We start from the raw sequence: 14,925 nt of genomic DNA, 5'->3' as shown, positions 1-14,925 counted from the left end.
TAATCTCAAACAAAATTACAAATGTCAGAAATCTTACCTTATTTACTCAGTACTTTTATCGGAATTGGATTGGCCGCGGCTTCTGGTTTCCGTGTTTTTTTACCATTATTTGCTGTGAGTCTTGCCTCTTATGTAGGCTGGATCCCTATGGGCGATAACTTCGAATGGTTGTCCGGATTGCCAACGTTGATTACAACCGGCGTCGCAACTCTTATCGAAATTTTGGCATACTACATTCCTGTTGTTGATAATTTTCTGGATACCTTATCCATTCCGCTGGCGACAATTGCCGGATCGGTTTTATTTGCCAGTCAGTTTATGGAATTGGGAACCTTTCCACAATGGGCTTTGGCATTGATCGCTGGTGGTGGCACTGCTGCTACTATTACATCTGGTTTTGCCGGAACAAGAGCTGCCTCCACGGCTACAACTGGCGGAATTGGGAATAATCTTGTAGCGACAACAGAAACTGCAGGTGCAGGATTGATGTCTATTCTCTCTATCTTTCTGCCCGTAATTGCTTTTATCTTGGCTATTTCATTAATAGTTTTGGTGTTGTTTTTTGGAAGGAAGCTTTGGCGGAAAATGAAAACACAGAATTCTGGAATATTTTAAAATAAAAAAGACCGCGAGTTGCGGTCTTTTTTTATTATTAATTGTAAGCTAATTTTAGTTTACAACAATATCGTCAATTTGCATTGTAGTAGTAACACCGTTACCAGCTCCTTCGTATTTGAAAACTATAAATCCGTTTCCAGTAAGTGCTGTTGGGAAATTATAAGTACCTGCTGGTGCTAATGTTCCGTAACCAGTACTTGGTGTTTTAGGAATATTAAAGTTTGAAGTGATATCAGTAAGTGTTGCTTGAGAAATATCTCCTCCTACTGTATAATTTGTAGTAGTGTACACTTTGAAAGCATCTCCGTTGTAGAAGCCTGCATTAATTCTAAACGCAAGTGAATTTGCCGTTGTGAAATTGACTGGAACCACAAAATAAGTATGGAAAGGTCCTGTTCCTGCATTTGCAGACATTTGGATATACTTGTTGTTGCTAAAGGTTTTTACTTGCCAATATCTGTTTCCAAGGAATGGATCATTTACATATTTAGGGAAGGTATCTGCATCTACATTGTAACTTTCAAAATTTTCTGTAAAGCTTCCTAAATAAGAAACTGCTGTACCTCCTTTTGGTGGAGCTGCATCTGGTTTCACGACTCTTGGGTTATTGAATTTAATATCTGCAAGACTTCTGATAAGCATTTGGTAGCCAGCGTTATATTTACTAACAACGAAAGTTAGATTACCATTTCCTGTAGGCAATAGGTTTGCACCAAATGTAGAGAATCCAGAATTTCTTACAATTGAAGTACCTCCTGATTTATCTTCAATTCCTCTATCAGTATCCTGACCTACACCTGCGATATAGTTGATAAATGTAGCTGGCTGTGGTAAAATCACTTCATCTACATACTGAATATCGTCAACAGTTACCAAAGTATTGATATATTTTGCTTTCTTGGCTTCATCTAGGTTCGGTAATTTGGTAGGAACGATTGTTGCAATATCCATTTTGTTTCCATTACAAACACCAGAAAGGTATCTTGTCAAAAGAATACTTGGGATTCTTCCAATCGCATAAGTTGGGTCTACAGATCCAATCTTAATTGTTCCCCTATCCAATCCTAATACCAATCCGTTTGCTTTGATACGGATGTGAGCTCCTACCGGAAAGTCTGCGTAGTTAGAAGCTTTATCTACCTCCAATGACAATCCTACTGTAGGATTTTCTGGTTTATCCTGGAATGAGATCGTTTTGTAGAAGTTACCATTTTCATCAGAAGAAACTACGTAAGCATCAAAAATTACAGGCGCTCCGTCTGCAGGCACTTTGTAAGTAGATGCAGAGTAACTTGTAGAAGATGTAGGAGCAGGTGCAAGTGCTGCAAATGCCGCCATTGTAGTTGTAGGTGCGTCAAATCTATTGTTGCAAAGAATTTCTGGAGCGTTCCAGTCATCATCTTTTACGCACGAATTAAAGGTTACGACAGCAATTGCCGAGAAAACCAATGTTTTGATTGTTGTATATGTTTTCATTATTTTAAATTTTTAAAATCTTACTTGTAAATTCACGAAATAGGAACGTCCTTGTGTATACCAATACTTAGGACCGAAAAGTGTCTGACTTCTATTAAAATCTTCCTGGAAGCCATCAAACTTAACGTTTCTTGTTTGTTCAAAACCTCCTGTGATGTATTTGGTATTATCAAAGATATTATTTACACTCGCAGAGATCAACAGATAATATTTTCCAAAGATCCAAGACTTCCCAACATTGGCGTTGATGAAGTATGCTGCTGGCAGTTTATTTGGCGCCAAAAGTCTTCTCAGTTCCTCATCATTTACGTTTGCGTAAGGCGTACCTGTATTGTTGTTCTGTACGAAACTTTGTGATCTAAGCAATGCAGACGGATCTAGATAATTATTATCCAAGTAGTTCCAGTTTGCGCCAACCCACCAGTATTTTGGAGAGCTGTATCTCAATCCTGCAGAGAATGCCATCTGAGGCGTTCCTCCTTGTTTGTAATCTTTAAGATTCGATTTACCAAAGTCTACAAATGATTGTCCGTTTCCGAAAACACCGATTGCATCTGATGCGAAGTAAACATTCGGATCATTGCGATACGTGTACTGTCCGTAGCTGGCAACACCTTGAAAAGATAGTGTTGGCAACACTTTGAAATCTACTCCCAGTTCCGCTCCAAGATTTCTCTTCTCTACGTTGGACATTACCTGAGTTACGAAAGCACTTTGGATGTATTGTCCGCCAGTATTACTATCTGTCGTACCTCCAGTCAATGCATCATCGATTTGAATACCATCTGCAAAGAATCTCTGAACACTGGTTTCATTCTGAGTATCAATCAAAAATACAGAAGCTCTAATTTTATATAAAGGTGTGTTGATAACATAGCTCAAATCATTAGCGTTAACTACCGTATTTTTAATATTAGGTGCAACAGATGCGTTGAGTCTTGGGTTGATGAAAAGATCTTCTAAATAAGGTGCTTGAGAGAAATAGGTACCGTTGTAAACCAAGAAGTTTCTTCCATTAATTTTATATATAATCTGACCTTTCAAACCGAAGTTCCAGAATTCATAATCTTTACTTTTCCCGAAAGAATCTGCATACAAATAATGCTTAAACAATCCTTCTCTGCTTGAAGTTGAATAACCAGCAAGACCGGAAACAAAAACATCAAATTTACCTTCTGAGAATTTGAAACCAGGATTCACTTTTACTTCCTGTCTTCTGAAGATGTAGTTGTACAATAGTCTATCACCTTCTTTTTTGGCAACATCAGCTTCTCCTTCATTATACAATGCGGAAGTACCAGGATTATTAGTTGCTGCAAAAGGATCTCTATTCAGTACGAAATCTGCTCCCAACAAATCGTTCACTTCTCTGTAAAGTTCTGATCTGTAGTTTTGATAAGAAACGTTCAACAAGAACTTAGCCTTATCGGTGAAGTTATAAGTGTAATGTGTTGCACCATTCCATACTTTATCATCACTCACATCATTTACAAGGTAATACAATGCTCTCTTACCAGTCACACCATACTGATTGATAGGATCTTGTCCTATGTTGGCAGCATAAAGTCTGTTCCAGTTGATTTGAGTTACATTAGGATCTCCATTCTGCCATGCTGCTCTGGAGCTTTGGTAAGCATCACCAGCTGCAAGATAGGTTCCCGTAGCAGGATCCCAAGTAAATGCATCCGGATTCAATGATCCGAAATAACTTGGTAAATTTCTGTAATATGTAGGAGACGGGTTTGGAACACTTTGCCAATCCAATCTGGATCCTTTGTCTTTTCCAAACTGATAAGATAGAGACGTCCAAAGATTTGATTTTTTATTGATTTTCCAGAAATCCTGCAATTGGAAGATTGGCTGGAAACCTTTTCTTACTCTTTCGCTTCTCTTCTCTCCATCTTGCCAACCCCAATAGGAATTGTAATGCACACCTCTGTAATCAAAAACTTCCTGCGTACTTGGGCTCGCAGTTGATCTTCTGTATGGCGATGCAAAAGCATTGAAAGTCATTGTGTGACTATCGCTGAATTTTTTCTCAACACCTAAGTAAGTTCCGTAAGCATCATAGAAAGTTCCTTCCTGGATTCCTTCTTCTGCCCATCTTTTAGCACCCATTAATGTGAAGGCCCATCCACTTTTTGACATTCCGGAAGAATATCTCAAAGAAACCCTTTGTCTGTAATTTCTATTGGTAATAGAATAAACTGCCTGGAAACCTTTTCTATATTCGCTGGCTTTTGTATTTTTATAAACCACACCACTTGATCCCCCGAAAGAATATTCTGAAGGCGAATGATTAGCCGAAATCTCTGGATATCTTACAATTTCATTAAGACCTCCCCAGTTAGAGAAATCTACATTTCCATTATCAGATTTTACCATAGAAACACCATTCAACATGTTTTCGGAAGTTCTTCCGTCAACACCTCTTGGTCTGAACCAGTAAGCGCCAAGATCAAAACTAGCAATTCTGTTGAAAACATCCTGAGATGATTGCAACAGCCCTACTGTCGAAGACTGGCTGCCTCCTTCATCATCACCATTATCAAGGATTGCAAGCCCTTGGTCGGCTCCTGTCAATGAAGAATAAAGGGTAATTACCCCTAAGTCTTTTCTCTTTTCTGTAGTAATGTCAAATTCTAACGTTTTAGTTTCGAAATTTGGTTTGGTTACCACAATCTGATAATGTCCGGTTTTTAGATCCACAAATTGGAAGTATCCAATTTTGTCTGCCGACACACCATTACCTTCTCCTTTTAGGTCCACTTGTGCTTTTTCTACCGGTTTCCCGTCAGCATCTTTTAGGTATGCAAAAACCGTAGTCTGTGCATAGTAAAATGATGCCGGAAGCATTGTAAATAAGGAGATTAATGATAATTTTTTAATCATAAATCAATTAGGTTTTGTTTGCTCTTTTTTTCTAATATACAGTCCGTTACGCACGGAACGCAAATGTATATAAATTTTTGATAATTAATACTTTTTAACATTTTTTTTATTTTAACAAATTGTCAATTAATTGCAACATAATTATCAATTATGAAAAACATTGAATTTTTATTTTGCAACAAACCAAAAAAAATTACTTTTGTAGCCTTACATATTTTATTTATGAAAAATATTTTTAGCCTAATCGCTATTTTAAGTTTGTCCTTATTATCTGCACAGCAAAAAAAACAGGTGCGTGCTGCTACTGTAGGATTTCTGAATGTTGAAAATCTATGGGACACTGTTCGTTCTGCTGATTATATAGATGGAACAAAAGACATTAACAACCCTGCTTTTCACAGAAGCGTGCCTTTGGATTCTATAAAATATCTTGAAGTAACAGAAAAAGATTATGCAGGCCCTTGGAACGATCAATCTCTAAAAGGCAAGAAAGTAATAAGAATCCAAGGTGGATCTGAGGAGTTCACGCCAAAAAGTGGTAAAAACTATAATTACAAAGTTTACAAACAAAAGCTAGCGAATGAAGCAAAAGTGATCTCAGAAATGGGAAAAGCTTACACGAATACAGCGCCTGTGGTTGTAGGTTTAATAGAAGTAGAAAACCGCCAGGTAATGGAAGATCTTGTGAAAGAACCGGCAATTGCAAAATATGATTATGGCGTTGTACATTATAACTCTTATGATTATAGAGGAATTGACGTTGGTTTCATCTATCAGAAAAGAAGATTCACGCCATCCAAATCCTGGAAAAAGGAAGTGAAAATCTTCGGCAGTGATGGCAAAAGAGAATACACGAGAGACATTGTTGTATTAACTGGTTTCTTAGACAACGAGAAAGTAGCATTTTTCCTAAATCACTGGCCATCCAGAAGAGGTGGAGAGGCAGCTTCACTTCCAAAACGTAATGCAGCCGCTACAATTCTTAAAAAAGAAATGGACAGCGTACAAGCATTGGATCCTTCTACAAAGATGTTTGCAATGGGAGATTTCAATGATGATCCCATCAGCCCAAGTTTGAAAACATATTTGAAAGCAGCAGGGAATCCAAAAGATTTATCAGAAACTACACCTTATCTTAATTTAATGTATCCTTTATATAAGAATGGCGTTGCATCTTTAGCATATCAGGATGCGCCTAACTTATTTGATCAAATCATTGTTTCCGCCAATCTACATTCCCCTAACAAAGAAGTGAGAAAAGATTATACAGTTTTCAAGGCTGAGATCTTTGCACCAGCTTATTTAGTAAACAAAGAAGGCAATTACAAAGGTTACCCTTTCCGTTCGTGGAATGGCGATCAGTTCACGGGTGGATATTCCGATCACTTTCCGGCATTTGTGGTTTTGCAAAAAGACCCAACACCTTAACACAAAGCAAACAATATCAAACTTATACAAACCGTTTCAATCTTTGGAACGGTTTTTTGTTTAAATAATGTTATATCTTAATCCCATGAAAAATATAATAGTTCTTGCAATATTGTCCGCTTTCATCTGGTCTTGCGCTGTAAGTTCAAAACCACCGGCAGCAGATCAGAAACTATCACTCACAACTCAAAAGAAAACCGACTCTGCCGACGAGTGGGAGATCACAGTTTTCGACACGGAATATGAAACCTTTGTTGCATCCAGAGCGCAACCAAGATCGATGTTCACGGAAGCCAGTTTGAAATCACGAAATACAATTTTGGTTACCGAATGGAACTCCAGATTCTATTCTGGCACCAACCGAAATTTTTATGAAGTAGCCATCGATTATGATCCAAAAGAAAATTATGGCTTTGAATTCGAATACAGAATGTACCAATTCTTCGCCTATTGCAATTGGAAATACGGCATCCAATTCAATGGCTTGAGAGGAATAGATAAATTCAGATAAAAAAAAGACTGCAAATTGCAGTCTTTTTTTATTATGTAAATCGAGGAACTTAAGAAATCCCTTCCTCTTCTCCTTTTAATTTCTCCGCATTTTCTGCCATAATTACAGCATCGATCATCTCAGAAATATCGCCGTTCATATAAGCATCCAGGTTGTACATTGATTTGTTGATCCTGTGATCCGTCACCCTTCCTTGCGGATAGTTGTACGTTTTGATCTTTGCAGAACGGTCACCTGTGGAAACCATCGATTTACGTTGTGCCGCAATATCACCAACAGATTTCTGAACCTCGATATCGTATAACTTCGTACGAAGCATTTCCATTGCTAACTCTCTGTTTGCCAACTGAGAACGCGCTTGCTGACAAACCACGACCATACCAGACGGTTTGTGCGTCAACTGTACTTTCGTCTCAACCTTGTTTACGTTCTGTCCACCAGCACCTCCGGAACGTGAAGTTTGCATCTCGATGTCTGCAGGATTCAGTTCAAAATCAATTTCTTCTGCTTCTGGCAAAACGGCAATTGTGATAGCCGAAGTGTGAACACGACCTTGAGATTCGGTTTCCGGAACACGCTGTACACGGTGAACGCCGGATTCAAATTTCATAATTCCGTAAACACCGTCACCTTCAATCCTTAGAATTAATTCTTTGTAACCTTTGGTAGATTCGCTGGAATCGGTGATCTCGTGCTTCCAACCTTTGGTTTTGAAATACATCGCGTAAGCTCTGTAAACATCTTCCACGAAGATGGCCGCTTCATCACCACCAGTTCCGGCACGAAGTTCCACAATCACGTTTTTGTCATCGGTTGGATCTTTCGGGATCAGTAGGAATTTAAGCTGTTCCTCATATTCAGGAAGTTTGTCCATCGCTTCGTACTTCTCCTGCTTTGCCATTTCTACGAATTCTTTGTCAGAACCGTCGGCAATGATCTCATCGGATTCAGCAATCGTGTCTAGGGCACCTTTATATTCATCAAATACTTTCACGATCTTTCCCAGATCGCTGTATTCTTTGTTGAGTGTGGAATATCTTTTTTGGTCAGTGATCACATCTGGTTGGATGATAAGATCCGCGACCTCATTATATCGTTGTTTTATCGCTTCCAGTTTTGGAATTAATGACTTGGACATATTAAATTTTTAAAGTGCAAAGATACGGAATTAAGAATCAAGAAAAAAGAGGCAAGAATAATGACTCGAGATTCAAGAAAGAGAGTTTGATTTTACTATGATTTTTGTAAACCACAAAGGCACAAAGTTTTTGCACAAGGTTCACAAGGCTAATTTTAGTAAATGGATATTTATAGTGTTCTTTGTGAAATTCCTTTGTGCCTTTGTGGTTAAAAAGAAAAATCCACTCTTAAAAAAGAATGGATCTAATATATATTGTTTCGCTTTGAGTGCAATCTCTCACGAAAAGAAAATTGCCAAATTAATGGTGGTGACCGTGGCTCACTGGTTTTTCACCTGCAGGTCTTTGGTAGATCACTTCTACACCTTCTTGCTCATAAAGCTTTTTGTATCTGATCTTTTCTGGATCGAAGTTCTTGTTGATCTTCCCAAAATATTCCGCTACACCTTCTGTTAACCAAAGTGGTACGATGAATCCGAAGAACATCAAAATACACCAAAATCCACAAATCATCATTGTGAAGAAATAGATTGTCCAAAGGAATTGGTAAACCGGCCAGAATGCTGATAACATCATAATGCTATATATTTTTAGCAAAAGTAGATGATTTTACCAAAACTCACAAAATTTCTGACTTGATTTTTTTCATTTTGCTGAACTTTTAGTTTTTAGTAATTTCGTAAGGTTGTAAAAATCAATGTCAAGTTGGTGGGGAAAATTGGATAAAATAGACAAATCCCTAGCCCCGATTGCAGCGGTTACCCCACAACACGCGCTGGGAAAAGCCTGGGCGTGAGGAGTAATAGCGGAAAGCGGGAAACAGCTCCTAAAAAATAAATAAATATAAAATAATGAGTTTCAGAATCGAAAAAGACACAATGGGCGACGTGCAAGTGCCTGCAGAGAAATTTTGGGGTGCACAGACGGAGCGTTCCAGAAATAATTTCAAAATCGGGCCGGAAGGAAGTATGCCTCGCGAAATCATCGACGCGTTTGCTTACCTAAAGAAAGCCGCGGCGTTTACCAATGCAGAATTAGGCGTTCTTGACCAAGAAAAAAGAGACCTGATCGGGAAAGTTTGTGACGAGATCCTGGAAGGGAAATTGTACGATGAGTTTCCTCTTGTGATCTGGCAAACGGGTTCTGGAACACAATCTAATATGAATGTGAACGAGGTGGTTGCCAACAGATCTCACGTTTTGAACGGCGGCAATCTTGGCGAGAAAACTTTGGTTCACCCGAATGATGATGTAAACAAATCCCAGTCTTCCAACGACACTTATCCAACGGCAATGCACATCGCAGCTTACACGAAAGTGGTGAAAGATACTTTGCCTGCCTTGGAAAAATTGAGAAATACGCTGGACGAAAAAGCGAAGAAATTCCAGAACATCGTGAAAATCGGAAGAACGCATTTGATGGATGCGACGCCATTGACGCTGGGACAAGAATTCTCTGGCTATGTTGCTCAACTGGATTACGCGAAAAAAGCGATCCACAACACTTTGGATCACTTGAAGGAATTGGCGCTTGGCGGAACTGCAGTTGGAACCGGACTGAATACGCCGAAAGGTTATGATGTTTTGGTGGCTAAATATATTGCGGATTTTACAGGACTTCCGTTCGTAACGGCCCCGAATAAATTCGAGGCTTTGGCAGCGCACGACGGAATCGTGGAATCTCACGGTGCTTTGAAGCAGTTGGCGGTTTCTCTTTACAAAATTGCTCAGGACATTAGACTTTTAGCTTCTGGACCAAGATCGGGAATTGGCGAGATCCACATTCCGGAGAACGAACCAGGTTCTTCTATTATGCCAGGAAAAGTAAATCCTACTCAGAATGAAGCGATTACAATGGTTTGCGCGCAAGTTCTTGGAAACGATACGACAATCTCTTTCGCAGGAACACAAGGAAATTACGAATTGAATGTTTTCAAACCAGTAATGGCTTACAATTTCTTGCAATCTGCACAGTTGTTGGCAGATGCTATGATCTCATTCAATGACCATTGTGCGGTTGGAATCGAGCCGAACGAACCGAGAATCAAGGAATTGGTTGACAAATCTTTGATGTTGGTGACAGCGCTTAACACACACATCGGTTACGAAAACGCAGCAAAAATTGCTAAAACGGCTCACAAGAACGGAACAACTCTGAAAGAAGAAGCCGTCAATCTTGGCCTTTTGACTGCCGAACAATTTGACGAATGGGTGAAACCAGAAGATATGGTTGGAAGCTTGAAATAAGAAGCTACACCTTAGATATTAGAAAAATGCCTCAGAGATCTCTGAGGCATTTTTTTATTTTATTGATTAATTTTTCATTCTTAATTAACAGAAACCTGGTCTGCAAAATATTGCTCCAGATCTCTCAAAGTTTCCGGAGAAGTTTGGATGTCTCTTACCAATTCGCCTTTGTTGATAACCACGATCCTTTCGCAAACTTCTGTGGTGTGCGCCAGATCGTGGCTGGAAATCAGGAATGTGGAATCTGAATTCTTAGACCAATCTCTAATTAAATTTTTAAGTTTAATCTGTGTTGATGGATCCAAGTTGGCAAAAGGCTCATCGAGGATAATGATCTGAGGTGTTCCAATCAATGCGCCGATGATCCCGACTTTCTTCATATTTCCTTTAGAAAGATCTCGGATGTATTTTTTGGCATTCAGGATTTCGCCGTTAAAGAAATCGTTGAAGTTTTTCAGGAATTCGTCGACTTGGATCTTGGTTTGACCTCTGAGTTCGCCGAGGAAATAGAAATATTCTTCTGGAGTCAGGTAGCCGATCAGAAAAGTTTCATCGATGAAAGCGCCGACTTTGTTTTTCCAGTTTTCGGATTCGTTGACTTTTTCCTGGTCAATGGCAACAAAACCGGAAGTGGTTTCGATCAAGTCAAGGATCAGACTGAATAAGGTCGTCTTTCCAGCACCATTGTTCCCGACGAGACCAATGGTTTGCCCTTTTTGGAAATCCAGGGATTCTATGCTTAGGACTTTTTTGTTTTCGTAAACTTTGGAGAGGTTATTTATTGTGATCATTTATTTAGATATTAGAGGTGAGAGTTTAGATTTAATTTCCTTTGAAAGCTTTGATGGTGGAATATTTTTCCTTCTTATAAAGTTTAACAATGAAATCGAAGAATTTTTCCCTGAAAAGAAACCCGATCAATCCAAGAAAACCGAGACTGGCTACAGCTGCTGTGGTTCCGAATAAATATTTTGTTCCCGCGAAAACCGCCATTGGCAACACCATTTGAGGCAAGATCATTAAGATACTTTTGAAACTGAAATTGTTTTTCTTTCCGATGGATTTTCCTCTTGCATTTAGGTCAATCGGATTTTTGTTATACGCTCCTGAGAGCAAGACGATCTGCGAATTGACGCCGATACTGTAAAGTCCGCCCGCTAGAAATGTAAAATACAATTCCCAACTCACAAATGCATAAGCAATCGCAACAACCATACTCACGGCAACTGCACTTACGATGAGCCACCATTTGGCACGCAGATATTCTTTGTAGGGCACATTCAAAGTCATCATCAATGGATAATAGGAACTATCGAACGATGGCACTCTTTGTCCGAACATAAAAAGAAATCCACCTGTTACGAACAATCCCATAAACAGCTGCATATAAGCGGTTTTGTAAGTCGGAGAACTGAACAGAAGCAAGCCGTAGAACAAAAACAGGAAACTTCCCAAGGCAATAGATTTCGCGGCTTTGCTACGTTTGATCATTCTAATGTCATTATTAATAAATGTTCCGAGAACGCCGTATTTATTGAGAAATTGAATACTTTCTGTCTTCCCTACTTCCTGTTTCATTTCCAAACCTTTGTCCAGATAGAAATTCTCTTTGATGAATTTTTTAACGATGAAAAAGCCGATCAACATCAATAAAATTGGACCAATGATCGTCCACCAATGATGGTAAAACTTAGTGAAGATCAATTCCGAAAATGAAGATAGCGAAATGATTTTGTAATAATCCAAGCCTGCAAACACGACCAAAATGATTCCGATAATCCAAACCACAGCGTCTTTTCCATTCAGAAGGATATTAAGGAAATTGCTGCAGAAACTTAAAATGATAATGGCAAAGATCCAAGCAAAGCTTCCCAGAACCGAATGTCCATTATAAAGCAAGATCACCAAAAGTGGAATGTAGATGAAAAGTCCACCCCAACTGAAGAATGACGAAAATGTTTTGCCGATCATATAATTCACGAGTGTACTTTTCTTGATGTTCATCGTCAAAAATGGTTTGATGTTCTGCGTCGGCATCTGCTGGAAAAAATATCTCAGAAAAAGATCAGCGACCAGCCAATAGATCAAAAATCTGCTGATGACCAACACTGGGTCGATGTGCAGTTCCTTCTTCGGAAAATAGTAAGCGCCAAAAGCAATGAATACAAACATCGCCAACATATATAACATTCCCAAAAGCTGGAAGATTTTGATAATCACATTCGTCGCCAAAGAACTGGACCGGAAAAAACTTTTGAATTCTAATTTGATAAACCGTTGCAGCATAAGAGAATTAATTTGGTTAAATTTAAGGAATTTAGAATTTGCTAATGTTTCTATCTATTAAGTTCACTTTTTTGCATAATTGTTACAGATAATTTCACTTTATCAACAATTAATTCGAATTAATGTGGATTGTTTGCTTAAAACTAAAATCAATAAAACTCTTAAAAATTATATCTTTGTACAATGGCACAGAAGGATACATTATCGAGTTTGATTCACGGTAATTTTGCAAAGGAACTCTCTATTTCGGATGGCAAAATGCCGCCCAATGCATTGGATTTTGAAAAAATTGTAATCGGAACTTTTCTAATTGACAGAAAAGGGCTCGACCATTCCATAGACTTATTGACGGCGGACGTTTTCTACGATCCAAGGCATCAAACCATATTTGCGGCAATTTTGAAATTGTACGAAAGCAATTCACCGATTGACTTGATGACTGTGATTCAGGAACTTAAAAGGACTGAAAAACTAAGTCTTGGCGGTGGCGATCATTATATTATTGACTTGACGATGGGTGTAAGTTCATCTGCTCACATCGAATATCACGTGCGTGTGATCTTGGAAAAATTCATTTTAAGATCATTGATCAATGTGTCTGCTAATGTGATCGACAGCTCTTACAAAGAAACCACCGACGTTTTCGAATTGCTCGATAAAGCCGAACAATCATTCTTCGAAATCACAAACGGCACCATCAAAAAAGGTTTCGACACAGCCAATTCATTGGTAAAAGAAGCGATTGAAAAAATCAAATCTTTAAAAGATAAAGAAGGACTGTCTGGAGTTCCATCTGGATTTACAGCTTTGGACAAAGAAACCGGCGGTTGGCAAAATTCCGACCTTATCATCATCGCCGCAAGACCGGCGATGGGAAAAACAGCTTTCATCCTATCGATGGCGAGAAACATCTGCGTGGATCACAATATTCCAATGGCATTGTTCTCTTTGGAGATGGCTTCGGTCCAGTTGATCACAAGGATGATCTCCTCAGAAACTGGGATCTCCTCTGAGAAATTGAGAAAAGGGCAAATGGCAGATGAAGAATGGCAGAGATTGTTCACGAACGTTTCTGCTTTGGAAAACGCGCCGCTTTATATTGACGAAACACCTTCCCTTTCCATATTCGATTTTCGTGCGAAATGTAGAAGATTGGTAATGCAACACGGTGTGAAGATCATTATGGTCGATTACCTTCAGCTGATGACAGCCAGTTCTGGAAAAGGCGCTGGAAACCGTGAGCAGGAAATTGCGATGATCTCGAGATCCTTGAAGGCGATTGCAAAAGAACTGAACGTTCCGGTAATTGCACTTTCCCAGCTTTCCAGAAGTGTGGAAACAAGACCAGGAAAAAGACCAATGCTTTCTGACCTCCGTGAATCTGGAGCCATCGAGCAAGATGCGGATATCGTGTCCTTCATCTTCCGACCAGAATATTACAAGATCGGCGTTTGGGATAATGACGAAGAAGGCGCAGAAACAAGCACAGAAAACCAAGCTGAGATCATCATCGCGAAACATAGAAATGGTGCGACAGCGGACGTGCGATTGGCTTTCCACAAGAACATTGGTAAGTTTGCCGATCTTGGGACGAATTACGAATATACGCCTTCCAATTTCGGGCAGAAAGATGAGCCTTCAGGTTTTGACAAAATTACCATCACCAGCGATCCGCATTCAGCCTTCGGAATTCCGAATAACAATCAGGTTTCCGGCTCTGCGATGAATGATGATGACGATGATATGCCATTTTAAGTTTCTGTTTTGAGTTTAAAAGTCGAAATCTACACAGACGGCGCTTGCAGTGGAAATCCCGGACCAGGCGGTTACGGAATCTTGATGCGCGTTCCCGAAAAAAAATACCAGAAAACCTATTCCAAAGGGTTCAGAAAAACCACCAACAACCGAATGGAATTGATGGCGGTAATCGTAGCATTAGGCAATCTGAGAACGTCTGATAATGATGTCCACATCTTTACCGACAGCAAATACGTTGCAGATGCCATTAACCAAAAATGGATCTACGGCTGGATCAAACGTGGCTGGAAGAATGTGAAAAACCCCGATCTCTGGAAAGCATTTTACAAGTTGTATCAACTTCACAATCCAAAATTCCACTGGATCAAAGGTCACGCTGGACATACTGAAAATGAGATCTGTGATCAATTGGCTGTTGCCGCAGCAAAATCTGGAAAATTAGAAATTGATACTTATTTTGAGAATCCAACTGAAAGTGGATTGTTTTAATTTCTAAAATGTATTTCTAAAAAGACAAGGAGAAAAGGAAATGTTTCCAAATGCGCAAAAAATAAGTGAAAGAAATTTTAAG

Annotated in this window: 12 protein-coding genes; 6 read left to right on the top strand and 6 right to left on the bottom strand. The window is 39.1% G+C overall.

Annotated elements, in window-relative coordinates; translation table 11 throughout:
* The first annotated feature begins 21 nt into the window (after positions 1-21).
* Entirely contained in the window at positions 22-615 is a 594-nt protein-coding gene (locus PQ459_03570) for a DUF4126 domain-containing protein (GenBank protein WDF47572.1), read from the top strand.
* Between the two features lie 54 nt (positions 616-669).
* On the opposite strand, the gene PQ459_03565 is transcribed toward PQ459_03570, so the two are convergent.
* Together PQ459_03565 and PQ459_03560 are read right to left on the bottom strand one after the other, a co-directional pair.
* A complete protein-coding gene (locus tag PQ459_03565) occupies positions 670-2,094 on the bottom strand; it encodes a DUF5689 domain-containing protein (GenBank protein WDF47571.1) in 1,425 nt (474 codons plus the stop codon).
* Between the two features lie 12 nt (positions 2,095-2,106).
* On the bottom strand, positions 2,107-4,986 hold the full coding sequence (locus PQ459_03560; GenBank protein ID WDF47570.1) for a carboxypeptidase-like regulatory domain-containing protein: 2,880 nt from the start codon (positions 4,984-4,986) through the stop codon (positions 2,107-2,109).
* 222 nt (positions 4,987-5,208) lie between these two features.
* Here PQ459_03560 and PQ459_03555 point away from each other — a divergent pair, with 222 nt between their 5' ends.
* Both PQ459_03555 and PQ459_03550 read left to right on the top strand, forming a co-directional pair.
* Entirely contained in the window at positions 5,209-6,414 is a 1,206-nt protein-coding gene (locus tag PQ459_03555) for an endonuclease (protein ID WDF47569.1), read from the top strand.
* Between the two features lie 85 nt (positions 6,415-6,499).
* A complete protein-coding gene (locus PQ459_03550) occupies positions 6,500-6,925 on the top strand; it encodes a DUF6146 family protein (GenBank protein ID WDF47568.1) in 426 nt (141 codons plus the stop codon).
* Positions 6,926-6,974: 49 nt separating this feature from the next.
* Here the strand turns inward: PQ459_03550 and prfA are convergent, their stop codons facing one another.
* Positions 6,975-8,063: a peptide chain release factor 1 gene (gene prfA, locus PQ459_03545; GenBank protein ID WDF47567.1), complete on the bottom strand. Its 1,089-nt coding sequence runs from the start codon at positions 8,061-8,063 to the stop codon at positions 6,975-6,977.
* Between the two features lie 301 nt (positions 8,064-8,364).
* Positions 8,365-8,640 carry a hypothetical protein gene (locus PQ459_03540; protein WDF47566.1) on the bottom strand — a complete coding sequence of 92 codons (276 nt, stop codon included), beginning with the start codon at positions 8,638-8,640 and terminating at the stop codon, positions 8,365-8,367.
* Between the two features lie 275 nt (positions 8,641-8,915).
* Here PQ459_03540 and fumC point away from each other — a divergent pair, with 275 nt between their 5' ends.
* On the top strand, positions 8,916-10,310 hold the full coding sequence (gene fumC, locus PQ459_03535; GenBank protein ID WDF47565.1) for a class II fumarate hydratase: 1,395 nt from the start codon (positions 8,916-8,918) through the stop codon (positions 10,308-10,310).
* A gap of 80 nt (positions 10,311-10,390) precedes the next feature.
* Here the strand turns inward: fumC and PQ459_03530 are convergent, their stop codons facing one another.
* A complete protein-coding gene (locus tag PQ459_03530; GenBank protein WDF47564.1) occupies positions 10,391-11,101 on the bottom strand; it encodes an ABC transporter ATP-binding protein in 711 nt (236 codons plus the stop codon).
* A 31-nt stretch (positions 11,102-11,132) separates the two neighbouring features.
* Complete coding sequence (locus PQ459_03525; protein ID WDF47563.1) at positions 11,133-12,596, bottom strand: DUF5687 family protein; 1,464 nt, start codon at positions 12,594-12,596, stop codon at positions 11,133-11,135.
* Positions 12,597-12,779: 183 nt separating this feature from the next.
* Here PQ459_03525 and dnaB point away from each other — a divergent pair, with 183 nt between their 5' ends.
* Entirely contained in the window at positions 12,780-14,351 is a 1,572-nt protein-coding gene (gene dnaB / locus PQ459_03520; GenBank protein WDF47562.1) for a replicative DNA helicase, read from the top strand.
* A 9-nt stretch (positions 14,352-14,360) separates the two neighbouring features.
* A complete protein-coding gene (gene rnhA, locus PQ459_03515) occupies positions 14,361-14,843 on the top strand; it encodes a ribonuclease HI (protein WDF47561.1) in 483 nt (160 codons plus the stop codon).
* Positions 14,844-14,925 lie beyond the last annotated feature (82 nt).

This window comes from Chryseobacterium sp. KACC 21268 (genome assembly GCA_028736075.1).
GTDB lineage: Bacteria > Bacteroidota > Bacteroidia > Flavobacteriales > Weeksellaceae > Epilithonimonas.
Note: the sequence above shows the minus strand (reverse complement) of the source record. Positions and strands in the feature narration are given on the sequence as shown.

Bases quoted from the DNA above. Each gene is read 5' to 3' on its own strand.
- PQ459_03525 (WDF47563.1), bottom strand. From the start codon at position 12,596: ATGCTGCAACGGTTTATCAAATTAGAATTCAAAAGTTTTTTCCGGTCC.
- fumC (WDF47565.1), top strand. From the start codon at position 8,916: ATGAGTTTCAGAATCGAAAAAGACACAATGGGCGACGTGCAAGTGCCT.
- PQ459_03530 (WDF47564.1), bottom strand. From the start codon at position 11,101: ATGATCACAATAAATAACCTCTCCAAAGTTTACGAAAACAAAAAAGTC.
- dnaB (WDF47562.1), top strand. From the start codon at position 12,780: ATGGCACAGAAGGATACATTATCGAGTTTGATTCACGGTAATTTTGCA.
- PQ459_03540 (WDF47566.1), bottom strand. From the start codon at position 8,640: ATGATGTTATCAGCATTCTGGCCGGTTTACCAATTCCTTTGGACAATC.
- PQ459_03555 (WDF47569.1), top strand. From the start codon at position 5,209: ATGAAAAATATTTTTAGCCTAATCGCTATTTTAAGTTTGTCCTTATTA.
- PQ459_03565 (WDF47571.1), bottom strand. From the start codon at position 2,094: ATGAAAACATATACAACAATCAAAACATTGGTTTTCTCGGCAATTGCT.
- prfA (WDF47567.1), bottom strand. From the start codon at position 8,063: ATGTCCAAGTCATTAATTCCAAAACTGGAAGCGATAAAACAACGATAT.
- PQ459_03570 (WDF47572.1), top strand. From the start codon at position 22: ATGTCAGAAATCTTACCTTATTTACTCAGTACTTTTATCGGAATTGGA.
- PQ459_03560 (WDF47570.1), bottom strand. From the start codon at position 4,986: ATGATTAAAAAATTATCATTAATCTCCTTATTTACAATGCTTCCGGCA.
- PQ459_03550 (WDF47568.1), top strand. From the start codon at position 6,500: ATGAAAAATATAATAGTTCTTGCAATATTGTCCGCTTTCATCTGGTCT.